The organism is Bradyrhizobium sp. LeoB3, from assembly GCF_055456055.1.
Genome location: NZ_JBVBEF010000015.1, coordinates 95,139 through 118,688 on the forward strand (window position 1 = coordinate 95,139; position 23,550 = coordinate 118,688).

14 protein-coding genes and 1 tRNA gene are annotated in these 23,550 nt (G+C 63.7%); 6 read left to right on the top strand and 9 right to left on the bottom strand.

Going from position 1 to position 23,550, the window contains the following annotated elements; all coding sequences use genetic code 11:
• Positions 1–10 precede the first annotated feature (10 nt).
• Complete coding sequence (gene mfd, locus ACZXDY_RS13660) at positions 11–3,529, bottom strand: transcription-repair coupling factor (protein ID WP_456644881.1); 3,519 nt, start codon at positions 3,527–3,529, stop codon at positions 11–13.
• On the bottom strand, positions 3,526–3,810 hold the full coding sequence (locus tag ACZXDY_RS13665; RefSeq protein ID WP_464345840.1) for an FAD assembly factor SdhE: 285 nt from the start codon (positions 3,808–3,810) through the stop codon (positions 3,526–3,528). Before ACZXDY_RS13665 ends, mfd begins: the two co-directional genes overlap by 4 nt.
• Positions 3,811–4,017: 207 nt before the next feature.
• On the opposite strand from ACZXDY_RS13665, the gene recG reads away from it, so the two are divergent.
• Positions 4,018–6,126: an ATP-dependent DNA helicase RecG gene (gene recG / locus ACZXDY_RS13670; RefSeq protein ID WP_464345841.1), complete on the top strand. Its 2,109-nt coding sequence runs from the start codon at positions 4,018–4,020 to the stop codon at positions 6,124–6,126.
• A 10-nt stretch (positions 6,127–6,136) separates the two neighbouring features.
• Here the strand turns inward: recG and ACZXDY_RS13675 are convergent, their stop codons facing one another.
• The 4 genes from ACZXDY_RS13675 to glmU form a co-directional block, all read right to left on the bottom strand.
• The gene (locus ACZXDY_RS13675; RefSeq protein WP_464345842.1) at positions 6,137–6,994 is read right to left on the bottom strand and encodes a DUF1932 domain-containing protein; all 858 of its coding nucleotides are present in this window, start codon (positions 6,992–6,994) and stop codon (positions 6,137–6,139) included.
• 90 nt (positions 6,995–7,084) lie between these two features.
• Positions 7,085–7,867 (bottom strand): DUF502 domain-containing protein, encoded by a 783-nt coding sequence (locus tag ACZXDY_RS13680; protein WP_165435607.1) that lies wholly within the window; start codon positions 7,865–7,867, stop codon positions 7,085–7,087.
• Between the two features lie 92 nt (positions 7,868–7,959).
• Positions 7,960–9,786, bottom strand: coding sequence for a glutamine--fructose-6-phosphate transaminase (isomerizing) (gene glmS / locus ACZXDY_RS13685; protein WP_464345843.1), 1,827 nt, complete (start codon positions 9,784–9,786; stop codon positions 7,960–7,962).
• Positions 9,787–10,170: 384 nt separating this feature from the next.
• Positions 10,171–11,529, bottom strand: coding sequence for a bifunctional UDP-N-acetylglucosamine diphosphorylase/glucosamine-1-phosphate N-acetyltransferase GlmU (glmU, locus tag ACZXDY_RS13690; protein WP_464345844.1), 1,359 nt, complete (start codon positions 11,527–11,529; stop codon positions 10,171–10,173).
• 168 nt (positions 11,530–11,697) lie between these two features.
• Between glmU and ACZXDY_RS13695 the strand changes: the two genes are divergently transcribed.
• Both ACZXDY_RS13695 and ACZXDY_RS13700 read left to right on the top strand, forming a co-directional pair.
• Entirely contained in the window at positions 11,698–13,026 is a 1,329-nt protein-coding gene (locus ACZXDY_RS13695; RefSeq protein ID WP_464345845.1) for a hypothetical protein, read from the top strand.
• Between the two features lie 96 nt (positions 13,027–13,122).
• Entirely contained in the window at positions 13,123–13,503 is a 381-nt protein-coding gene (locus ACZXDY_RS13700; RefSeq protein WP_028165524.1) for a hypothetical protein, read from the top strand.
• Here the strand turns inward: ACZXDY_RS13700 and ACZXDY_RS13705 are convergent.
• Positions 13,463–15,088, bottom strand: a complete 1,626-nt coding sequence (locus tag ACZXDY_RS13705) for a glycoside hydrolase family 17 protein (RefSeq protein ID WP_464345846.1) — start codon at positions 15,086–15,088, stop codon at positions 13,463–13,465. The genes ACZXDY_RS13700 and ACZXDY_RS13705 overlap by 41 nt on opposite strands.
• A gap of 245 nt (positions 15,089–15,333) precedes the next feature.
• Between ACZXDY_RS13705 and ACZXDY_RS13710 the strand changes: the two genes are divergently transcribed.
• From ACZXDY_RS13710 to ACZXDY_RS13720, 3 genes are all read left to right on the top strand, one after another.
• Entirely contained in the window at positions 15,334–15,921 is a 588-nt protein-coding gene (locus ACZXDY_RS13710; protein ID WP_028165526.1) for a hypothetical protein, read from the top strand.
• Positions 15,922–16,110: 189 nt separating this feature from the next.
• The gene (locus ACZXDY_RS13715; RefSeq protein ID WP_464345847.1) at positions 16,111–18,789 is read left to right on the top strand and encodes a glycosyltransferase; all 2,679 of its coding nucleotides are present in this window, start codon (positions 16,111–16,113) and stop codon (positions 18,787–18,789) included.
• Between the two features lie 256 nt (positions 18,790–19,045).
• Positions 19,046–19,121 (top strand) — tRNA-Lys (locus tag ACZXDY_RS13720).
• A gap of 1,222 nt (positions 19,122–20,343) precedes the next feature.
• Here ACZXDY_RS13720 and ACZXDY_RS13725 read toward each other — a convergent pair.
• Together ACZXDY_RS13725 and ACZXDY_RS13730 are read right to left on the bottom strand one after the other, a co-directional pair.
• Positions 20,344–21,237 carry a hypothetical protein gene (locus tag ACZXDY_RS13725; RefSeq protein WP_464345848.1) on the bottom strand — a complete coding sequence of 298 codons (894 nt, stop codon included), beginning with the start codon at positions 21,235–21,237 and terminating at the stop codon, positions 20,344–20,346.
• Between the two features lie 434 nt (positions 21,238–21,671).
• Entirely contained in the window at positions 21,672–23,231 is a 1,560-nt protein-coding gene (locus tag ACZXDY_RS13730) for a hypothetical protein (protein ID WP_464345849.1), read from the bottom strand.
• Positions 23,232–23,550 lie beyond the last annotated feature (319 nt).

Here is a 23,550-nt window from a genome sequence, read left to right on the forward strand (position 1 = left end):
GAAGGCAAGCTTACGCCGCCTTCTTGTTCTCGGCGAGATTGGCAAGTTGCCGCAGGATTTCCGTTGTCCCTGCAAGCCGTTCCTCCGGAGTCTTCCATTCCTGGAAGAACACGACCTTCATGTCGGGCCGCACCTTGGCGGCCTGGCCATGCTGGCGGATGAAGGCAACCAGGCGGTCGGGTTGGGCAAAGGCATTGTCGCGGAACGAGATCACGGCGCCCTTCGGGCCGGCATCGACCTTCTCGACATTGGCGCGGCGGCAATAGGCCTTGATGGTGGCGACCTTGAACAGATAGCGCACCTCGTCGGGCAGCACGCCGAAGCGGTCGCGCATCTCGACTGCGAAATTGTCGATCTCCTCTTCGGTGTCGAGATCGGCGAGCCGCCGGTACAGCGACAGCCGCACCGAAAGATCGTTGACGTAATCCTCGGGAATGAGCACGGGCATGCCGATCGTGATCTGCGGCGACCAGCGGTCGGCGGCAGGCTCGGCGACGCCGGCTTTGAGGTTGACGATCGCCTCCTCCAGCATCGATTGATAGAGCTCGAAGCCGACCTCCTTGATGTGACCGGATTGCTCCTCGCCGAGCAGATTGCCGGCGCCACGGATGTCGAGGTCGTGGGAAGCGAGCTGGAAGCCCGCGCCCAGCGTCTCCAGCGACTGCAGCACCTTGAGCCGCCGTTCGGCCTGCGCCGTGATCTTCTGCTGCGCCGGCAGCGTGAACAGCGCATAGGCCCGCAGCTTCGAGCGACCGACGCGGCCGCGGAGCTGATAGAGCTGGGCAAGGCCGAACATGTCGGCGCGATGCACGATCAGCGTGTTGGCATTGGGGATATCGAGCCCTGACTCGACGATCGTGGTCGACAGCAGGATGTCGTATTTGCCGTCGTAGAACGCCGACATGATGTCCTCGATCACGGTCGGCGGCATCTGGCCGTGCGCCACCGCGACCTTCATCTCCGGCACGTTCTTGTCGAGGAAGTCCTTGACACCAGCGAGATCCTCGATCCGCGGCACCACATAGAACGCCTGCCCGCCGCGATAACGCTCGCGAAGCAGCGCCTCGCGAATCATCAAGGGATCATGCGGCGCGACGAAGGTGCGCACCGCGAGCCGGTCAACCGGGGGCGAGGCAATGATCGAGAGCTCGCGCACGCCGGTCAGTGCAAGCTGCAGCGTGCGCGGGATCGGCGTCGCGGACAGCGTCAGCACATGCACCTGCGCCCGGAGCTGCTTCAGCCGCTCCTTGTGGCCGACGCCGAAATGCTGTTCCTCGTCGACGATCAAAAGGCCCAGGTCCTTGAACTTGATCGACTTGCCGAGCAGCGCATGGGTGCCGACGACGACATCGACGCTGCCGTCAGTGAGCCCCTTCTTGACCTGCGTCAGCTCCTTTGTCGGGATCAGCCGCGAGGCCTGCGCGACATTGACCGGGAAGCCGCGGAAGCGCTCGGCAAAGGTCTTGCTGTGCTGGCGCGCGAGCAGTGTGGTCGGCACCACGACCGCAACCTGCTTGCCGTCGAGCGCGACCGCAAATGCCGCGCGCAGCGCCACTTCGGTCTTGCCGAAGCCGACATCGCCGCAGATCAGCCGGTCCATGGGGCGGCCGCTCTCGAGGTCCTTCAGCGTCGAGTTGATCGCGCCGAGCTGGTCCTCGGTCTCCTCATAGGGGAAGCGCGCGCAGAACTCGTCATAGACATGCGGCTGCACCGGCATCTTCGGCGCTTCATGCAGCATGCGCTCGGCCGCGATCTTGATCAATTCGCCCGCGATCTCGCGGATGCGGTTCTTCAGTTTCGCCTTGCGCGCCTGCCAGCCAGTGCCGCCGAGACGATCCAATTCGACATTGGCGCTGTCGGAGCCGTAGCGCGACAGCAGCTCGATGTTCTCGACCGGCAGAAACAGTTTTGTCTCCGCCGCATAATGCAGCTCGAGACAGTCATGCGGCGCGCCGCCGACCTCCAGCGTCTGCAGGCCGACGAAGCGGCCGATGCCGTGCTCGACATGGACGACGAGATCGCCGGCCGACAGGCTCGTGACCTCCGAGATGAAGTTGTCGAGCTTGCGATGCGCCTTGCGCGGCCGCACCAGGCGGTCGCCCAGGATATCCTGCTCGCTGATGACGGCGACATCGTCGGTCTCGAAGCCCGATTCCATGCCGAGCACAGCGAGCATTGCCTCGTTGCGCGGGGTCGCCTGCACCATGCGCCAGGTGTTGACGTTGGTGACATTGTGGAGCTTGTGGTCCTGAAGCATCGAGCCCATGCGGTCGCGCGAGCCCTCGCTCCACAACGCAATCACCACCTTCTTGCGCTGCGCCTGCAGGGCCTGCACATGGGCGGCGACGGCCTGGAACACGTTGATGGAGGTATCGGCGCGCTCCGGCGCGAAGTTGCGGCCCTGCCGCGCGCCGGCGTCGAACACCTCCGTGCTGCCTTCGGGCACGGCAAACGGCGTCAGCCGCGCCAGTGCGCCATCGTTCAGGCGCTGCGTCCATTCTGCCTCGGTGAGATAGAGCTGGTCCGGCGGCAGGGGCTTGTAGATCGCGCCGCCACCGGGATGCTCCATCGCCTCGCGCCGCGCGTCATAGTAGTCGACAATCTGCTTGAAGCGCTCGCGCGCGGCGTCCTCGCCCTGCGGCTCGATCGCGATCGGCGCGCCGTCGAGATAGTCGAGCAGCGTGTCCATCCGCTCCTGGAACAGCGGCAGCCAGTGCTCCATGCCGGGATGGCGGCGGCCTTCGGTGACGGCTTCATACAGCGCATCGTCGCGCTCCGGCGCGCCGAAGGCGGCGACATAACCCATCCGGAAGCGGCGGATGGTCTCCGTGGTGAGCTGGAATTCCGAGACCGGAACCAGATCGAGCCCGCGCATGTCCAGGAGCGTACGCTGGGTCTCGGCATCGAAGGTGCGGATCGACTCCAGGGAATCGCCGAAGAAATCGAAGCGCACGGGCTGCTCGAGCCCGGCCGGAAACAGGTCGAGGATGCCGCCGCGCACCGCATATTCGCCGGGCTCGCGCACGGTGGAGGAGCGCGTATAGCCGTTGTGCTCAAGCCAGGCGACGATCGAGTCCATCGGCACGACATGGCCCGGCGCGACCGACAGCGCCTGCGCCGCCACCACCTCGCGCGCCGGCACCCGCTGCACGATGGCGTTCACGGTGGTCAGCACGATCAGAGGCTTGTCGCTGCCGGCGAGCCGCGACAGTCGTGCCAGCGTGGTCAGGCGCTGCGCCAGGACGCCACCATGCGGCGAGACACGGTCATACGGCTGGCAGTCCCAGGCCGGGAACTGCATCACGGCAAGATCGGGCGCGAAGAATTCCAGTGCGCGGGCAAGCTGCTGCATCCGCGCCCCGTCGCGGCAGACCACGGCAAGGCTGACCGCCGGCCGCTTCGGCTTCGCCGCGATCGCGCGCGCGAGATCGGCGATGATGAGCCCCTCGGCCCCCTCCGCGACATTGGCAAAGGTCACCGCGCGCCCGGGGGCCAGCAGCGCGGCGGGCGATTTGGCTTGTGGTTTCATGTGTCGTGTTCCACCGCGCGAAACGCCTTGATGCGGCCAAACAGCGCCCCTGCCTCGTCAAGCGGCCTGTCGCCGATTAGCGCGGCATAGAGGTCGGGATCGGGCACCTCGAGCAGATGCTCCAGCTCGGACAGTTCGGCCTCCGAGAGGTTGCCGATTTCGGCGTCCGCAAAGCGGCCGAGGATGAGGTCCATCTCGCGGGTGCCACGATGCCAGCAGCGAAACAATAGCCGCTTGCGGCGGTTGTCGAGCCCGCCGCTCGACCGTGTCGTTCCCGTCATGTCGCCAAATCCATCCAAGCGCCAAAAGCCCGGACGTGCCGGGCGGGGGTGATATAGCGACTGGGATGACCGATGTCAGCCCTTCTTGTGCCCAATTATCAACGCCTCCCGTCATTGCCGGGCTTGACCCGGCAATCCATCCTCTTTTGAAGATGGATGCGCGGATCAAGTCCGCGCATGACGTGTCTCGCACGACGAAAGACCTGAATGCGCCCTGCTCTGCTCAATCCCCTGTTCGCGCCGGTCACGAGCCTGTCAGGCGTCGGGCCGAAGCAGGACAAGCTGCTGCGCTATCTGCTCGACCGTAGCGAGACGCCGCGGCTGATCGATCTGTTGCTGCATCTGCCCGCAAGCGTGATCGACCGCCGCGCGCGGCCGAAGATCCGCGACGCGGTTCCGGGCACGATGGTGACGCTTGAGGTCACGATCGACCGCCATCGCCCGGCCCCGCCGCGCAATTCGCGTGCGCCCTATCTCGTCTATGCCAGCGACGACACCGCCGATGTGGTGCTCACCTTCTTCCGCGCCCAGCCGGGCTATGTCGAGAAGCTGCTTCCCGTCGGAACCAAGCGCTATGTCTCCGGCACCTTGCAGATGTACGACGGCATCCCGCAGATCGTGCATCCCGACCGCGTCGTCGACGAAGAAGGTTTTGCAAAACTCTCCGGCATCGATCCGGTCTATCCGCTGACCGAGGGACTTGCGATCGGCTCGCTCCGCCGTGCCATCACGCAGGCGCTGCAGAAACTGCCCGCATTGCCAGAGTGGATCAGCCCGGAGGTGCTGCGCCGCTGCAGCTTTCCGCCGATCGCGGAAGCGCTGCAGCGTGTACATGTGCCGGTCGAGCTCACCGACATCCTGCCTGACGGCCCGTTCTGGTCGCGCCTTGCCTTCGACGAACTGCTCGCCGGGCAATTGGCGCTGGCGCTGATCCGCGCCCAACTCCGCCGGCCTGCCGGCGACCGCAATGCCGGCGACGGCAATCTGCGCAACAAGATCATCGACGCGCTGCCCTATGCACTGACGGCTTCGCAACGCTCCGCTATGGCAGCGATTGCAGAAGATCTGCGCCAGCCGGTGCGCATGCTGCGCCTGCTGCAGGGCGATGTCGGGTCCGGCAAGACCGTGGTGGCGCTGCTCGCGGCCGCGGCCGTCGCCGAAGTCGGCAAGCAGGCCGCGCTGATGGCCCCGACCGAAATCCTGGCGCGGCAGCACATCAAGACCATCGCCCCGCTAGCGGAGCGCGCCGGTCTTCGTGTCGCGATCCTCACCGGCCGCGAGAAGGGCAAGGAGCGGCGCGAATTGCTGGCCAGGCTCGAGGCCGGCGAGATCGATCTTTTGGTCGGCACCCATGCGCTGATCCAGGACGACGTGATCTTCAAATCGCTGGCGCTTGCGATCGTCGATGAGCAGCATCGCTTCGGCGTGCGCGAGCGGCTGGCGCTGACATCGAAAGGCGAAGCGGTGGACGTGTTGGTGCTGAGCGCCACGCCGATCCCGCGCACGCTGGTGCTCACCTATTTCGGCGACATGGACATCTCCGAATTGCGAGAAAAACCGGCCGGTCGCCAGCCGATCGATACCCGCGCCGTGCCGGCAAGCCGCATCAGCGACGTCATCGACGCCGTCGGCCGCGCGCTGACGGCGGGCAAGCTGGTCTACTGGATCTGCCCGCTGGTGGAGGAATCCGAAGCCGAAGGCACCGAACACCTGACCAACGCGACCAAGCGGTTCGAGAGCCTGCAGAAGCGTTTCGGCGACAGTGTCGGTCTCGTCCACGGCCAGATGAAGGGCGCGGAGAAGGACGCCGTGATGGCGCAGTTCGCAGCGCATGAGATCACGCTGCTGGTCGCCACCACGGTCGTCGAGGTTGGCGTCGACGTACCGGCGGCGACCATCATGGTGATCGAGAACGCAGAGCGTTTTGGACTTGCGCAACTGCATCAATTGCGCGGCCGGATCGGGCGCGGCTCGGAGGCGTCAACCTGCCTGCTGCTCTACCAGGAGCCGCCCGGCGAAATCGCAAAAGCGCGGCTTAAAGTGATCCGCGAAACCACCGACGGCTTCCGTATCGCCGAGGAAGACCTGAAGCTGCGCGGCGAAGGCGATGTGCTCGGCATCCGCCAAAGCGGCCTCCCCGGCTACCGCATCGCGCGGCCTGAGGTGCACGGTCAGCTCATCGCGCAGGCCCGCGACGAAGCGCTACGCATCATGAAGGACAATCCGAAGCTGAAAGGCGAGCGCGGCGACGCCTTGCGCTGCCTGCTCTACCTGTTCGAACGTGACGAAGCCATCCCGCTGATCGGCGCGGGGTGAGCGGCGCGCCTCAACCCTTCTTAACCTTGCAGCTCTCGGCGAACGCCCGCAGCTTCGCGACGTCCTCGCCCGCGCCGCTCGCATCCGCAGCGATGTGCTCGAACAGCCGCGCGAATCCCTCATAGGCGAGACTGGCGGGATGATCCGGGCCGAGGAAAGCGGCGATCTCGCGCATCTCGGCGACCCAGCGATACGCCTTCGGCACCATATCGGGCAGCGCATTCCCGATCCGCGCCAAAATGTGCGGCTGGCTGAGTGCCAGTTCGTCGCGTAACGCGTCCGCGGCGCCCGCGCGCGTGGCCGCCAGCACCATGGCGGCGCCGACGGCCGTCAGGCCCTTGTTGATGCCCGCATACGACATCTTGAGCGCGGAAGCAGCGCCGACCGGCCCTTCGACGATGCGCAAGTCGAGACCGAGTTGCTTGAGCACTGCGAGGTCCTGCGCATGTTCGCCCGAGACATAGAATGCCGGTCCGGCTGAGCCTGGTTTCGGCGGCAAGCCGATGACCGCGCCATCGACGAAGCGCGCGCCGGAAGCCGCGATGATGTCGGCGACTTTCTGCACCGTCTCGACATTGACGGCATTGCAATCGACGACGACAGGTCTCGTTCGGTGTTTCGCGATATTGGCCGCCAACTGCTCGGCCAGCGCGATCGCCTCGCCGGGCGGCACGATCGACAAGATGATGTCGGCAGCGGCGATATCGGCCTCGTCGGCCGCCACCATGCCGGCGGCCGCCGCGCGTTTGGCGCTCGCTTCGCTCCGGCCGTGAAGTGAAGTCAGGACGCGGGCGCCGTGTTCGGCCAGGCGTTGCGCCACCGCGCTGCCCATGGCACCCGGCGCGAGGATCGCGATCGTATAGGACATGATGGATCCTGAAGGTTTTTGCGAGACCGCACTTGTAGAACGATCCGAAGGCGAGCACGAGTTCGCCTGACCTTCAAAATCGGGAGAGCCCTATTCCACTTTCGCAGGCGCGGGCTTCGGCTGCAGCGTGGAGGCGGAGTTGGCGATGCGGGCGGCGTTGGCGACACCGGCGAGCGCGGCGACGCGCTTTGCATCGCCGGAGCCCGGCTGGACGACGCCGGCGGACATGATCAATGTCGCGGCATCCTCGGCGCTCAGCTCGACCTCGATGATCTTGCTCTTCGGCACGTAGAAGAAAAAGCCGGTGGTCGGGTTCGGCGAGCATGGCAGGAACACCGAGATATGTTCCTCCTCGCCCGGCAGACTCGCCGCGATGTTCGCGCTCGGCGATTGCGAGATCAGGACGATCGACCACATGCCCGGCGAGGGAAATTCGACCAGGCCGACGCGGCGGAAGCTCGATCCGTTGCCCGAGAACAGCGTCTCGAACACCTGCTTGAGGCCGCGATAGATCGCGCGCACCGCCGGAATCCGCCCCAGCAGCCGCTCGCCGAGATCGACCAGCGTCCGGCCGATCAAATTCGCGGTAAGGAAACCGAGCAGCGTCAGCGCGATCACCGCGACGACCAGCCCGGAACCGGGCACGCCGAATGGCAGGTAAGTTTCAGGGCGATAGGCCGAAGGCACGAACGGTCGCACCAGGCCGTCGACCCAGGTCACGAACCACCAGGTCAGATAGAGGGTGATCGCCACTGGCCCCGTGACGATCAGCCCGGTCAGGAAATAGTTTCGAAAGCGGGCCATCAGGCCGCGCGGGCCGTCTGGCGAGTGTTCGCCCGGGGGCGGGATCGGAGGCGGATTCTCGGGGCTCATTATGGTTCCAGGTCGCAGGGCGCAGCCAGAATCTCCCAGCTAAGCCATCCTAGCAGGTTTTTGAAGGGCCAACGTAATCCGGGCGGTTGCGGCTATTCGACCGTAACCGACTTCGCAAGGTTGCGCGGCTGGTCGACGTCCGTGCCCATGACCACTGCGGTATGATAGGCGAGGAGCTGCACCGGAACGGCATAGACTATCGGCGTAAAGGCCGCCGCCATGTCCGGTAGCACGATCGTGACCAGGGAATCGACGGTCGCCTCCGCCGCCCCCTTGGCATCGGTCATCAGGATGATGTTGCCGCCGCGGGCGGCCACTTCCTGCATGTTGGAGACCGTCTTCTCGAACACCTTGTCGAAAGGCGCGATCACCACGACCGGCATGTTCTCGTCGATCAGCGCGATCGGCCCGTGCTTGAGCTCGCCGGCGGCATAGCCCTCGGCGTGGATGTAGGAAATTTCCTTCAGCTTCAGCGCACCCTCGAGCGCAAGCGGATAGCTGGTGCCGCGGCCGAGATAGAGCACATCGTGCGATTTGGAGATCTCGCGCGCGAGCTTCTCGATCTGCGGCTCCGTGGTCAGCGCCGCCGCGATCAATCGGGGAACCTCGACGAGGCCGTGTACGAGCCGGGCCTCGTCCGCATCCGACAGTTCGCCGCGCGCCTTGCCGGCGGCGACCGCGAGCGATGCCAGCACCATGAGCTGGCAGGTGAAGGCCTTGGTCGAGGCGACACCGATCTCCGGACCGGCCAGCGTCTGCAGCACGGTCTCGCTCTCGCGCGCGATCGTCGAGGTCGGCACGTTCACCACCGAAACCGTATGTGCGCCCTGCTCTTTCGCGTAACGCAACGCGGCCAGCGTGTCGGCAGTCTCGCCGGATTGCGAGATGAAGATCGCGAGATCGCCTTTCCGCAAAGGCGCCTCGCGGTAGCGGAATTCGGACGCGATATCGATCTCGACCGGCAGGCGCGAGAACCGCTCCAGCCAATATTTCCCGACATAGCCCGCATAGTTCGCGGTGCCGCAGGCGGTGATCGAGACGCGCTGGATATCCTTGAAATCGAACGGCAGCTTGACCGGCAACGTGACCCGCTCGGTCGCCATGTCGATATAGCGGGCGAGCGTGTGGCCAACCACTTCCGGTTGCTCGTGGATTTCCTTGGCCATGAAGTGGCGGTAGTTGGCCTTATCGACCAGGAATGCCGATGCGCCTGACTTCAGCACCTCGCGGTTGGCGACCGCGCCATGCTCGTCATAGATCACGCCGACCTCGCGCGACAGCACCACCCAGTCGCCGTCCTCGAGATAGCTGATCGTATCGGTGAACGGCGCCAGCGCGATCGCGTCCGATCCCAGATACATTTCGCCGTCGCCATGCCCGACCGCGAGCGGCGAACCTTTGCGGGCGCCGATCAGGAGGTCATTGTGGCCGTTGAACAGGAACGCCAGCGCGAACGCGCCGCGGAGCTGCGGTAGCGATGCCTTCACCGCGTCCTGCGGCGAATAGCCCTTCAGGAGGTAGGAGTTGACGAGATGGGCGACGACCTCGGTGTCGGTTTCGCTGGAGAATTTCGCGCCGTGCTTCTCGAGCTCCTGGCGCAGTTCGCGAAAATTCTCGATGATGCCGTTGTGGACGACAGCGACATTGTCCGTCGCATGCGGATGCGCATTGCCCTCGGTCGGCCGGCCATGCGTCGCCCAGCGCGTATGCCCGATGCCGGTGTGACCATCGAGCGGCTCGGCGTGCAAACGCGCTTCCAGGTTCTTCAATTTTCCTTCCGCGCGCCGCCGCACCAGATGGTCGCCCTCCAGCGTGGCGACACCAGCGGAATCGTAGCCGCGATATTCAAGTCGCTTGAGCGAATCGACCAGCTGCTCCGCAACCGGTGCCCGTCCGAGAATGCCGATAATGCCGCACATGCGGATCAAAATCCCCAAATCGCCGAAAATTTGCCAAACCGACGACACGCTCCCTTAACGGGAAACGCGGGTACCAACAAACTCAATAATTATTGCGGATTGAGACAGTGTTAAAGGGAAGATTAACGGGTGCGGCAGACGGATCCAACCTGCCCCTTCCTGTCGCCACAAACCGCCGCAGTCATTCCGGGGCGTCCGAAGGACGAGCCCGGAATCCATTGGGCCGCAGGTGCGGGGGAGAAATGGATTCCGGGTTCGATGCTATCGCATCGCCCCGGAATGACAGCGTCGTTCCGTCGAAAGAGAGCACGACATCGTAGGATGGGTAGAGCGATGGGTTTCGCTTCCGCTCTGCCCATCTTACGGGACAAGCAATCTACGGCGTCAGCTTCCCTTTGCGGCCTTCGCTTTCATCTTGATCTCGCGATAGCGCGCAGCGCCGCCTTCGCGGACGGATTGCGGGCTGCGTTCGACGGCCATCGCATCGTCGGGCACGTCCTTGGTGATGACGGAGCCCGAGCCGATATAGGCGCCGGCGCCGATCTTCACGGGCGCGACCAGCGAGGAATTGGTGCCGATGAAGGCGCCCTTGCCGATCAGGGTCTTGTGCTTGAGGAAGCCGTCATAGTTGCACGTGATGGTGCCGGCACCGAGATTGGAGTTGGCGCCGACATGGGCGTCGCCAACGTAAGAGAGATGATTGACCTTGACGCCCTCCTCCAGGATCGCAGCCTTGGTCTCCACGAAATTGCCGATCCGCGAGCCGTCGCCGAGCGAGGTGCCGGGCCGCAGCCGCGCATAGGGACCGATCGAGACCTTGTTGCCGATCGTGGCCTCGACGATGTGCGAGAAGGAGTGGATCACCGCGCCATCGCCGATGCTCACGCCGGGGCCGATCACCACGAAGGGCTCAATGGTGACGTCACGGCCGAATTTGGTGTCGGCGGCGAGATAGACGGTCTCCGGCGCGATCAGCGTCACGCCGGCCTCCATCGCAGCCTTGCGCAACCGCGCCTGCAGCACCGCTTCGGCTTCCGCAAGCTGCGCCTTGGTGTTGATGCCGCGCACTTCGTCTTCGCTGGTCTCGATCACGACGGCCTCCAATCCTTTTTCACGTACGATGGCGACGGCATCGGTCAGGTAATACTCGCCCTTGGCGTTGGCATTGCCGATCTCATCGAGGATGCCGAGCGCCTGGCGCCCGTCGAACGCCATCACGCCGGCATTGCACAGCGTGATCTTGCGCTCCTCGGCGCTGGCGTCGGCCTGCTCGCGGATCGCAACGAGCCTGCCGTTCTCGACCACCAGCCGGCCGTAGCCGGTGGGATCGGCGGCGCGGAAGCCGAGCACCGCGAGCGCGGCGCCATTCTTCAGCGGCGCGCGCAGTCGCTCGAAGGTCTCCGCCGATATCAGCGGCGTGTCGCCGAACGCGATCAGGAGATCGTCGGCTCCAGCAGCGATCGCCTCGCGCGCCGCCAGCACCGCATGGGCCGTGCCGAGCCGCTCGCGCTGCACGAAGGTACTGGCGTCAGAACGGACCCGCCGCGACTCATCCGCGACCGCCTGATGGTCCGGCCCGACCACCACCGCCAGCGAAGCGCCTGTGCCATTCGGCGCGGCACGCAGCACATGGGACAACAGCGACTGTCCGGCGACGGGATGCAGGACCTTCGGCAGCGAGGATCGCATGCGCGTGCCCTCGCCGGCCGCGAGCACCACCGTCAGGCTGGATCGAGCAGTCATCAAAACCCTCAAATATTGTCCGCGGATCGCGCCAAGCCGTCTTAATTGGTTTCCCCGGGAGAGGAAACCTATTCGCCTCGCGGGTTGGCTACGGATCGGGTTCCCCGCGCATTTCCTGTTAATCTTTGCGGCGTGATTCGGCGGGCCTTGAGGAGGGCCAAAGGGGTTTTGGCCAAAGATCCTGACAATCTGGCAGGCGATCTCGGCGCGGAAAGCACCGGCGGTTTGTTTACAGGCCTGCTTGCCGAGGAAGACGAATTCGACCGCCGCACGCTGTGGCGGCTCGGCTCCTGGGGTCTTGCCGCGGTCAGCGCCGTCACGCTCGCGGTCCTCGCCAACCAGTCCTCGCTCGGGTGGCGGCGCGACCAGGGTGCCGCCGCGGAGGTGGCGCGGCAGGCGCAGCAGATCCAGATGCTCACCAAGGAGAGCCAGAACGAGGCGCGGCGGCTTGCGTCCGCGATCGAGACGCTCAACTCCGACCGCGACCGGCTCTACACCCGCGTCACCGTGCTGGAGCAAGGACTGGATTCGGTTACCGGCACGATCGCGAAGCAGAGCACGGCGGCTGCACCACAGCCCGCCCCCTCGCCATATCCCGCGTGGGTGCAAGAGCCGGCAGCGCATCATGCCTCGGCTCCGGTCGTGGCCCCAGTCGCGGCAACGACACCCGCTCCAACCGCGCCCGAGAAACCAGCCGCCGAAAAGCCCCCGGTGCTGGCTTCGGACAAGCCACTGGCCGCTGCGAGCGAGAAGCCGCCCGTGGAGAAACCGCCGGTCGTTGCTGCCAACACGGCGCCCGCCGCCCCCGCGCCAGCCAGCAATCCGGACCCGGCCGATGCCGCGGCAGCGTCGCTGCCCGCGATGCCGCTCGTCGGCGCGGCGTCGATAATCGGACCGCCCGTTCCTGCCGCGAGCAAGCAAGTCGAGCCGGCCATGCCCGCTGCCACGGTCACCGCCAGCCCCATGCCCGAGGTGGTCGCCGCGGCACCTGCCGCTGGTGACGCGGAGAAAGCGAAAGAGGACGCCGGCGCGCCGAAAGCCGAGGTGCTGCGTACCGAATTCGGGGTCGATCTCGGCACCGCCAATACGGTGCCGGGGCTGCGCGCGTTGTGGCGAGGCCTGTTGAAATCGCGCTCGAACGCTCCACTGTTCAACCTGCGCCCGATCATCGTCATCAAGGAAGGCGCCAATGGGCTCGGCATGCAGCTTCGCCTGGTTGCCGGCCCGCTGCGCGACGCCGGGGCCGCGGCGAAAATCTGCGCGGTGCTCGCCGAGAACGACCGCCCTTGCGAGACCGCTGTTTTCGACGGCCAGCGCCTGACGCTCAAGGACGAGCCGGAGCCGACGGCGACGACTCCCAACAAGCCCGCACCACGCCGGCACGCGGCACCGAAACGAGCGGCAGCTCCAGTGGTGGTCGAGGAGCCGCCGAAGAAGCCGGAGCCGCCTTCCGCAGTCTCGGCGATCACCTCAATGTTCGGTCGCAAGGAGCAATAATGGCGTGACCGCAAGACGTTGCGGCGACATTTTCACTCGCTTTCATGCCGCCCGAAGCGGCTTGTCCTCGTCCCCTTTCGCGACCATATTCGCGCGATGACAAAGACCCCGTTTCGCCTTACGCCCTATCAGGTGCAGTTCCTGCTGATCGTCGGTTTCCTCACCGTCGGTTACGCACTTTACGTGCGCTATCTCGTGATCGAATTCTCAACTGTCGCGCTCGCCTGCGATGCGGGCCTGCAGACCATGAACTGCAAGGTGCGCGCGCTGGCGACGACCCTGTTCCGGAACTCGGTGTTCGGCATCGTCGCGCTCGTGATCGCGACACTGCACGTGCTGCGGCCGTCGATCGTCCTGATGACCGGCGGGCTGATCGCGGCGGGGTTCGGGATCGTGCTCTACAATGTCGCGCTGTCGGGGATCGCGATCGGCCTGCTCATTTTGGGCTTTGCGCGACCCGCGCCCGCCACAGCGTAAGCGCCAGCAACACATATATCGCGCAGGTCCAGACCGACTGCCAGTTGTCGGTCCCCTCGTTGAGGAAGGTATAGCCGGCCGCAACCAGCAGAAGGCCGGCGAACACGGCCTCCGCGATCGGCCTTACCCCTTCCTGCGGCCGGTTGAGCAGCATCAGCAGCGCAAACGGCACCACCGCCATGGTGAGCGAGGCGAACGGAAAGTCCTTGTAGCGCGGGTCGAAGGTGAAGCCGAGTGCGGTTTCTGCCCCGATCACGGTCGTCACGATCAGCGACAGGCCGAGCAGCGCTGTGAGCAAGGTGCCGTGCCGGTACTGGCGCGGTCCGAGCAGTTCGAGGAAGGTCGGCAGCGACTTGCCCTCCATCAGCGCGTGAGCCGACAGGATCGGCGCGAGGATGGCTGCCGCAAGCAGCGTCCCCCATTGCACCCAGCCGCCGGTCCCGTAGCTCTCATAGATCATCTTGTCGATGGCAACCCCGAGCAGGATCCCGGCGCTGGTTGCGGAGACGCCGACCGCGATCCAGGACATGACCCGCGGCGTCCATGGCCGCCGCCGGACCGCCAGCCAGGCCACGAGGAAGGTGACGAAGCCCAGCCCAAGGCCAGCGCCCAGGTACCATTTCCAAAGCGGGTAATTGCTGATGGCGACTCCGGGCGGGTACTTCACCACGCGATTGACGGAGTCGAACAGGCCCCAATAGCCGCCGACCGTACCCTCGAGCTGGCGCTTCCAGGGCTGGTCATAGGCCTCGATCAGGTTGACGCGGAAACCCTCGCGCTTGGCGAGATCGAGGATTTCCGAGACGATCCGCGCCTGGTTGGTGCGCGATGGCAGCGCCCCCTCGCGCATCCTGCCCATGCTCGGCCAGCCCGTCTCCCCGATCAGGATCTCCTTGTTCGGGAATGCCACCGCCATCCGCTTGCGGATGGCATCGACATGGGCGGCGGCGAATTTCGCCCGCACCGGCATGTCTTCCCAGTAAGGCAGGATGTGAATGGTGACGAAATCGACGGCGTCATAGACCTCGCGGTTGCGCAGCCAGAATTCCCAGACATCGGCATAGGTCACGGGCACCTGGACCTGGGCCTTCACTGCGCGGACATAGGCGGCGAGATCCGCGGTCGTCATCTCTCCGCGCAGCAGCACTTCGTTACCGACGACCAGCGCCGTGATCACACCCGGATATTGCTTGGCGAGCCCGACCGCGACCGCGATCTGGGTCTGGTTCTTGATCCGGTCGCTGCCGAGCCAGATGCCCTGGATGACTTTCAGCCCGACCTTCGCCGCGAGGCCCGGCACCTGGTCGAGCCCGTTCTCGATCGAATAGGTGCGCACACACTCGGTGACCTTAGCGAGATCAGCCAGATCCTGGGCGATCTGGTCGGCCGAAATGTGCGTGGTGGGGATCAGCGGCGTCTGCGTATCGCGGAACGGCGCATAGGAGACGCATTGCAGCTTTGCATTGGGGTCGATCGGCGCGCGCGCAAGCGTAATCGGCGTGGCGAGCCACCACCACACGGCCGCAATCAAACCCAGCGATATCAGGAGAAGCGCCAGTGGCGTACGAAGAGAAATCGGTTCCATCCTCCGGGGGACCGTCGATTAGCCGGTCATGCACCGTCTGCCAAGAGCACGAGTCGGGCAATAGCAAGGTTGTCCTGCGACAGTTTTGCGCTGTTGCGATAAAGTTGTGACTTTGCTGGACAAAATCTGAAATACCGGTCATGGGATTCCGCCAGCGTCTCCGCCGCACTGGAGACCTATTTGGACGGCATTACGCCATGGCCGTTCGAGATGATTTGTTGGGCGGGAAATCGATCGGGGAAGGTATGGGTGGACGGGTGCTTCAGTTCAAAATCGCGGTCTTGCGCCATTTCGCCACTGCCGGCCTCGCGCTTCTGATCGGTACCGGTGCCGCTTTCTCCCAAAGCGGCACGCCGAATCCGCAGGAACAGTCGAAGCAGGGAAACGCTCCGTCCGACGTCACCAAGGACAATCAGCGCAAGACCGACGAATTCGTCGAGGCCACGCAGGCGATCAACGGCCCGGCCGGAAACCCGGAATGCGTCTGGCTCGGCCGGCGCGTGGTGCGGCTGATGTGGCTTGATGACCTCGACACCGCCTTCCGCCACCTTGACCTTTACGATCGCTTCGGCTGCCCCGGCGGCCATGTGCAGGCGACCTTCCGCTGCCTGACCCGGTTTGGCGCCACGATCGACGACAAGGTGCCGCGCAGCCTCGATGGCCGCATCCACGCTTGCTGGATCAACCCCGGCGCCCAGCCTCCGGCGGCCGCAGCCGCTGCGGCAGCGCCCAACCCGCAAGCGCCGCCCGCCACGGCTGGCAACGCTGCGCCGGCACCTGCCGCCTCACCTTCTCCAGCGCCGACGGCCTCGCCGTCGCCGGCCGCGAAATAACCGCCTTCGACTTTGGAACGAACGCGACTTCCGTCATTTGAGCTGCGTGGCGCCCTCAAAACGCCATGCGGTCATATCAGTTGTGGAATCGCGTGGCAGGATTATCTTGCAGTTTACCGCCATGTCGGTCGAACCTAGGGGACGGGTTCGCTTTCTCCTTTCATAGCAGCCCCGTATGGTTTAGCCGCGATGCGCGCTGTCGCCGCCGTTCTGTTGCTTGTCACCGCCGTGCATGCCGCGCTCTGGGGCCTTCTGCAGGAAAAGCAGCAGGCTCCTGACTTCCGCGGCATGCTGCCGAGCGTCTCCTATGCGCCGTTCGATGGCAGCGCACATCCCGACGTCGACAATATCCCGCAAGCCGAAAAGATTCGCGCCGACCTGAAGAAGCTGTCGACGATGACGCGCGCGATCCGCCTGTACTCGTCGACGGGCGGCGTTGAACTGGTTCCGCCGATCGCCGCCGAATTCGGCTTGAAGGTCATGGTCGGCGCCTGGATCGACAAGAATTCCGAGCGCAACGAGCGCGAGATCGACGCCGCGATTAACCTCGCCCGGCGCAACAGCAACGTGATCGGCGTCGTCGTCGGAAACGAAGTGATCTACCGCGGCGAGCAGAAGATCGACGACCTGATCGAGATGATCAAGCGTGTCAAGAAATCGGTCAATGTCCCCGTCACCACAGGCGAAATCTGGAACATCTGGCGTGACAATCCGCAGCTCGCCAATTCCGTCGATTTCATCGCCGCCCACGTCCTGCCCTACTGGGAGAACTTCACCGCCCAACAGGCCGTCGACCAGGCGGTCGCCATGTTCCAGCTCTTGCGCGACCAGTTCCCGGGCAAGCGCATCGTGATCGCCGAATTCGGCTGGCCGAGTGCGGGCTACAATCTCCGGAATGCGGAGCCCGGCCCGTTCGAGCAGGCCTCGGTGCTGCGCAATTTCGTCACCCGCGCCGAAGCCATCGGCATGGACTACAACATCGTCGAGGCGATCGATCAGCCCTGGAAATTCTTCGAAGGCGGCGTCGGCCCGTACTGGGGCATCCTGAATGCGTCCCGCGAGCCGAAATTCGCCTGGACCGGGCCGATCGTGAACGAGAACTACTGGAAGCTCGCGCTGCTCGCCCTCCTCGTCGGCATCCTGATGTCGCTGCCGATCCTGCGCCTGGAACGACCGACGGTGATGCAGGCCTTGATACTCTCGGCTGCCGCCAATGGCGTCGGCGCCTGGGTTGCGACCGTCTTCGCCTATTGGGCCGGGCACTATTTCGTGTTCGGCTCGGCATTCGCGATGACGCTCGGCCTGATCCTTCTCGTCCCGCTGATCCTGATCGCGATGGCGCGGATCGAGGAGATCGCCGATGTCGCCTTCGGCCGCGGCCCCCACCGCCTGATCCGGAAGAGCGCAGCGGTGGCGCCCGCCACGATTGGCGAGCAGGTCACCTTCCCCAAGGTTTCAATCCACATCCCGGCTTATTACGAGCCGGTGGAGATGCTGAAGCAGACGCTCGATGCCGTCTCCCGGCTCGACTACCCCAATTTCGAATGCGTCTGCATCATCAACAACACGCCAGATCCCGCGTTCTGGCAGCCGATCCAGGATCATTGCCGCGCGCTCGGCGAGCGCTTCAAGTTCATCAATGCCGAGAAGGTCCAGGGCTTCAAGGCCGGCGCCTTGCGCATCGCCATGGACCGCACCGCGGCAGACGCCGAGATCATCGGCATTATCGATGCCGACTATGTCGTGCATCCGGACTGGCTGAAGGACCTCGTGCCCGTCTTCGCAGACCCGCGGGTCGGCCTGGTGCAGGCGCCGCAGGAGCATCGCGACGGCGACCGCTCGCTGATGCACTACATCATGAACGGCGAATATGCCGGCTTCTTCGACATCGGCATGGTCCAGCGCAATGAGCACAACGCGATCATCGTGCATGGCACGATGTGCCTGATCCGCCGCGCCGCGATGGACATGGCTGGCGGCTGGTCCAGCGACACCATCTGCGAGGACACCGATCTCGGGCTTGCCATCATCGAGCGCGGCTGGCTGACGCATTACACCAACCAGCGCTACGGCGAAGGCCTGCTGCCCGACACCTACGAGGCCTTCAAGAAGCAGCGACACCGCTGGGCCTATGGCGGCTTCCAGATCGTGAAAAAGCACTGGCGGCGCTTCCTGCCCGGTGCGAGCCGGCTCTCGCCCAACCAGCGCCGGGAATTTTCGCTGGGCTGGCTGAACTGGCTGGGCGCCGAGAGCCTCGGCGTCTTGGTCGCGATCCTCAACCTGATCTGGGTGCCGATCGTCGCCTTTGCCGACATCGCCATCCCCGACAAGATCCTGACGTTGCCGATCATCGCCTCCTTCGTCGTCTCGCTCGTGCATTTCGTGGCGCTGTACCGGATGCGGGTAAAGGTGAAGGCCGGCCAGATGCTGGGCGCCATGATCGCGGCGATGAGCGTGCAATGGACGGTGTCGCGCGCCGTGGCGCAGGGACTGATCACCGAGCACCTGGCGTTCGCCCGCACCTCCAAGGGCGGTCTTTCGCGGATGTCGATCGAATTCCAGGCGTTCTGGGAAGCGGTGATCGGCGTCCTCCTCTTGGTCGGCGCCGCGGTCCTCATCGCCACCAACGGCTTCAAGCAGGTCCGCGAGATCTACATCTTCGCCGGCGTGCTGGTGCTGCAGAGCCTGCCTTTCCTCGCAGCGGTCGCGATCGCGATCCTCGAGAATTCGCGCATCAACTCGTTCTCGTTCTGGCGCAACAGCGCCATCCGTACCGCGGAACTGATCGGTCTGCGCCCGGTCGCCATGCCCACGATCGCCGCTCCTTCCCAGCAGGCCGCCTCGGAAATCCGCCGCGACGCCAACTGAGGCGCTATCCGGCCGTGGATTGATTTCGCGGCCGGGCTTGAAGAAGCGGACTAACCGCCAGCTATCTCAGGGCAATCCCGGGCCCGCACGACCACGTATTTGCCGCCCTCTGCGCTATTGACCCGTCGGCCCCCGCCCCCTACACAGCGCGGGCTGGAGCATGATCCGGAAAGGCGGGAGTCGGTTTCCGGCGGATCATGGTCAGACAAGAGCTGGAACGGGGTGACGGTTTAGAACGTCGTTACCTCCAGGAAGTGAGCGCGTAGCTCAGGCGGTAGAGCACGTGACTTTTAATCATGGGGTCGAGGGTTCGAGTCCCTCCGCGCTCACCAACAAAATCAATAGTTTAGCGCAACTTTTCCCTTATTCCTGATCCTGCTGAGGCTAGGTCGAGACTAGGTATTCCGGTCTCGATTTGATCTTCCCCGAAATTTTGGAGACGGCTGGGAGCGCTCTGGGGCGGTTCTCCGCCTGACGCACGGGATTTGGTGCGTCGACCGGATCGAACGCGTGGAGGACGTGCGTACTGCGTCTAAGAGTCCCCTTCTACAAACCACTCGCGCGGCATCGTTGTCAGGGATGATCTTCGGGAAAGAGATGTGATGACCTCTCCTGCTGAGATCGTCATTAAGCGACGCGTGGCGGATCAACTTCCGGCAGATCACGAAGACGGTTCGAAGCCAAGGCGAGAGGTATAAAAACACCAAAAGACTAGATGTGCGAGAACGCAGTGTGAATTATCTGTTCCAAGGTAGCATATTTAGTACGCTCTCCTCTTGATCAATCTGGATCAAGTACCAGTTTAAGTAGAAGGGCCGATCTTGGGGAAGACGTGCCCGAGCTTTTCTGCGCGGGGCAACTTATGCTGCGAGTCCATTTTCTGAACGTCGGCCACGGCGATTGCACGATCATCGAGCAGTGACCATCATTCTCGGCCTTTGATTGGGTCCGAGCTGCACTAAGTACCATATTGCACACTGCCGCAATCAGGCGTGCGAGTTCGTGTCCGTAGTGCTCCGGCAATAACAAACCAGTGAGCCCCGGCAGCGGTATCACGGAGAGCTCAGCTTGCGTCGTTCTTGTACCATTATGTTTGTATCTAGCCATCTCAAGTCGCCTACTCGTTCCCGAGCGAGACCATCCCGCCCGACAGAGCGAGACTGTTACAAACCCTCTCGTGGTTGAAGGGCTCTGTTCCACCGATCGTCGCTAATCATCGACGTTCTGGGAACGAGAAACAGGCCCGCCGTCGCTCGACAGGAAGGATAAATAGCGAGACGACGGCGGGCTTTCGATTGCGGAGTGCGTCCCGCAATCGGCTTGATCGTCGCGCCTGCGCGGGGACGCGGGCCACGATCAAGAATTAGTGTCGGCCACGTCGTCGGGCAACGACTGCCGACTCTGAGGTCAGGCCCACGACAAGCCATCTCCCAGCCCACTCCGTGAACGCGATAGATGAAGCCACGTTCGCGAAGATCGAGCCGCGTCGGGCTCCAACACCCCGACCGCTCGGACTCGACAGCCCAAAGACGGAAAAGCCGCCGAGGATCGTGATCATGCTGCAAGAGCAAGGTTGCGGACGATCAAGCCCAACACGGCTCGGGGATCAGCCGTAACGCGCCGCTCGATCTGCTGATTGGCAGACTCTGCCGCCTCGATCAGGGCTTCCTCCTCTCGCTCCCAGACGAGCAATTCCCTGCCGATCTCGCGAAGGCGTTGGGCCTTTTCTTCAGCCTTCATCGCGAGCTTGGGCTCGGGCATCTGGTCGATCAGTTCACTGATCTTCTGCTCAAATCGCTTGGGATCGAACCAAGACAGGATGGCGGCCATGTCGAGGAGCGGTGCATTGGCATGCTGAAGGTAGGTCTTGATCTCGATGGCGAATTCTTTGCTGGTTGACAGGCCCGCAAACGCGAGCGAAGGCCGCAAATGTCCATCGTCCGCGAGCGTGATCGACGGCCGCACTTGTTCGCTGCGCTGCTTTATCCACGCTCTCGCTTGCTTCCTGATGTCCTCGATCGGCGGGCCTGCCTGCTGCACGCGTAGACGCTCCGACACAAGGCCTGTTATTTCGCGGCGCACGCGATCGACGGCAGCGGTGTGTGTTTCGCCATTCTGCAGTTTGACCTTGCGCGGCTTCGCGTCGGCCAGCTCTAAATGAAGCGGGAGCGGCGTTTCCAGATATCGCTCCAAACTCCGGTTGAGGTCAGCGAGCTGACGATGCCGCGCGTCATGCTGCTCCAGGGATACATGCAAGGCCGCGATCTGCCGGCGCAGCACAGCACTCCGACCATCATCCTCGCTATTTGAAGAATTGTAACTGATTGCGTTCTCCAAATCGGAGATGCGTGCAACGGTCGAGTTCTTCAGCACAAGGGCTTCCTGTTCCTGGTCTTTTAGGCGGAACACCTTCGCGAGAGCTGCCTCGGGTAGTTTTGAGTCCTTCATGTTTGTTTCACCTTACTCTGTGTGGCGAGGTCTGCCGCGATGACAGACCTCGGTTTTGGTCAGCTCCTCCAGGCCTCCTCGATGCGGCGATCGCGTTCCGCGATCAAAGCATCGTGGCTAGGAAGGTTCTGCGGCGGTGTCGGGGTGTTCGCCGGCACCACTGGCGGCGTTGTCCGCTGTTGACCCGGTATTGGAGCGTGATCTCGCCAAGCATTTTCAAGTCGCTTGTTACGCTCTTCGTAAGCACGGTCTGCGGCTCCGTTGTCGACAAGTTGGCATCCCGGCCTGTGGCCAGCGAACCTGACGACTGGGCCGGTCCGGACCACGTCCGTTAGTCGCAGCGGGGAGCGCAAAGTGTCGCCATCCTCAAGGATGTTGCCACGCTGCACGTGTCGGCCGTATCTATCGATCACTTCATATTTGGTGGTCATAGTTCAGAGTCCTCTCATGGTTAGAAGTCCGCTCAATCTCTCAGCGCTCAGGCTGCGCTGCCGCTTTAAATCCTCATCGCTGATGGCCCACCGGTATGATGCATCGAACCGATATTTGCGCACGCCCATAGACGTGAGCACGCCGGCTACTGCGTTCGCGATATCATCGTGACCGTTGGGAGCGTGGTCGATGCTGTCTTTGCCCGATCGGGCTGTCCGTCGCTCAAGCCCGCATAGCTGGTTGAGCAGCTTGGGATGGTCGAGAAGGTCGCACTTCTTCGACATCATCAGAGGAAGGAACTCTGAGTAGATCGCGCTCTTCGGCTTCGCGCTCGGTTCGTACGTGATGCCGTGCTCGAGGAATTGCTCTCTTGGCCACTCCCCAGCATAACGGTCGCCCAAAACCTTGCTGATGCGATACGACTTTAACAGCGCCGAGTATTCCTTCACGACGTTGCGCGGTGAGAACGGCGGCTTAACTTCGCGAACTACATCCAAAACAGAAATGCCGTCCTCGACGTGGCCGATCGCCAAGCTAAAGCTATCCTGTCCGGAGCCGCCAGCCGCGTCCGTGAAGGCGTGATATCGGAAACCGGCGAGGTATGGACGCTCACGCTCATCGCTTGTAACGGCCTCGACGGCTTCGCGTGCAATGAAGGCTTCGACATCGGAGCGGAACTGAGCGCCGTATTCGGCGGAAGCGGAGGCGGGATCATCCTCGTACTGCTGCGCAATGAACGCGGGATCGATCTCGCGGTTCATGACGTCAGTCGCGGCCTGCCATGACAACACGCGAGGATCATTTTTGCCGTGATACCGGCGATGCATGTCGTAGAGGACGCCGCGGCGGGCATAGGGCGATGAGGCCAGCAGCAGCATCGAGGTCGGGATCGTCGCCATGCCCGGCCTGATCGCGTTGACAGTCTCTGAGTCCGGGTTTGCGCCTTCGTCATTCCAGAACGCGATTTCATCGCATAGCGCTGCTACAACAGTTCTGCCTCTGACCGTTCTGAAAGAGGCTGTTGCGATCTCAATCGATATACTGTTGGACAATTCGAGGCCGTGTTGCGTCTCACGCTCGATCATGCGCCGGAGCATCGGCACCTTCTTGATGAAGGCTTTGGTGTATCTCAGGATGATGCGGGCTTGGACCTTGTCCGCAGCCAGAACCTGGACGACGCCAAGCTCGCCTTCGTCGAGGTATTGCCGATAATTTAAGAAACACGCTAGCCAGACTGCAATGAGCGCGAGGATGCGGCTTTTGCCGCCACGCCGACCAATGACGAGAACAAGCTCGCGCATCTGCTGCGACGGCGGATCGGTGCGACCTGTGCATTGCCGATAGATCGCAAGCTCTTCATTCGACATTGGCAAGCCGAATACGGCCGCAATGAACGCACGCCACGCAATCCAGCTTTCAGGATCAGGGAAGAAACGCGCGAACAGCTTGGGGTCTGCGATTGCATCCAGCAGCGTGAAGTCGTTGGATTTCGGTGGAAGCTTAGAGCGTGGTGCGGGCTTGTGGTCGTGGTCTAGTCGCTCTCGCACCAGCCTACGCCTCATGAAGCCTCTTTACGGACGGGTGTGAGGTGTTCGCCCATGTCAGTCTCCAAGCCGTTCGCGAGGTGGCCGGCGAGAGCCGCCACGCGCAGCGTATTCCAACGGGTCTAGCAGTCTGCTGAAAAACCTTAAAATGGAGAGTTTTCGTCTTCTCGGCGGTTGTTGTTGGAGCGGCGGGGTGGGCGGTTGGATTTTTAGCCTGTTGTTAGGGGCCCCCTGACGCGAGGCGGCTAAACGGCAAGCAGTTTGGGAATGCGGATCAGGTTGTAGGCGATCAGATTGAGCAGGAAGTCGGCGGCGACGCGAGCGATGCCGCGATGTT

Excerpts from the sequence above, each read along its gene's own strand:
- mfd (WP_456644881.1), bottom strand. The coding sequence starts at position 3,529 with ATGAAACCACAAGCCAAATCGCCCGCCGCGCTGCTGGCCCCCGGGCGC.
- ACZXDY_RS13665 (WP_464345840.1), bottom strand. The coding sequence starts at position 3,810 with ATGACGGGAACGACACGGTCGAGCGGCGGGCTCGACAACCGCCGCAAG.
- recG (WP_464345841.1), top strand. The coding sequence starts at position 4,018 with ATGCGCCCTGCTCTGCTCAATCCCCTGTTCGCGCCGGTCACGAGCCTG.
- ACZXDY_RS13675 (WP_464345842.1), bottom strand. The coding sequence starts at position 6,994 with ATGTCCTATACGATCGCGATCCTCGCGCCGGGTGCCATGGGCAGCGCG.
- ACZXDY_RS13680 (WP_165435607.1), bottom strand. The coding sequence starts at position 7,867 with ATGAGCCCCGAGAATCCGCCTCCGATCCCGCCCCCGGGCGAACACTCG.
- glmS (WP_464345843.1), bottom strand. The coding sequence starts at position 9,786 with ATGTGCGGCATTATCGGCATTCTCGGACGGGCACCGGTTGCGGAGCAG.
- glmU (WP_464345844.1), bottom strand. The coding sequence starts at position 11,529 with ATGACTGCTCGATCCAGCCTGACGGTGGTGCTCGCGGCCGGCGAGGGC.
- ACZXDY_RS13700 (WP_028165524.1), top strand. The coding sequence starts at position 13,123 with ATGACAAAGACCCCGTTTCGCCTTACGCCCTATCAGGTGCAGTTCCTG.
- ACZXDY_RS13705 (WP_464345846.1), bottom strand. The coding sequence starts at position 15,088 with ATGGAACCGATTTCTCTTCGTACGCCACTGGCGCTTCTCCTGATATCG.
- ACZXDY_RS13710 (WP_028165526.1), top strand. The coding sequence starts at position 15,334 with ATGGGTGGACGGGTGCTTCAGTTCAAAATCGCGGTCTTGCGCCATTTC.
- ACZXDY_RS13715 (WP_464345847.1), top strand. The coding sequence starts at position 16,111 with ATGCGCGCTGTCGCCGCCGTTCTGTTGCTTGTCACCGCCGTGCATGCC.
- ACZXDY_RS13725 (WP_464345848.1), bottom strand. The coding sequence starts at position 21,237 with ATGAAGGACTCAAAACTACCCGAGGCAGCTCTCGCGAAGGTGTTCCGC.
- ACZXDY_RS13730 (WP_464345849.1), bottom strand. The coding sequence starts at position 23,231 with ATGAGGCGTAGGCTGGTGCGAGAGCGACTAGACCACGACCACAAGCCC.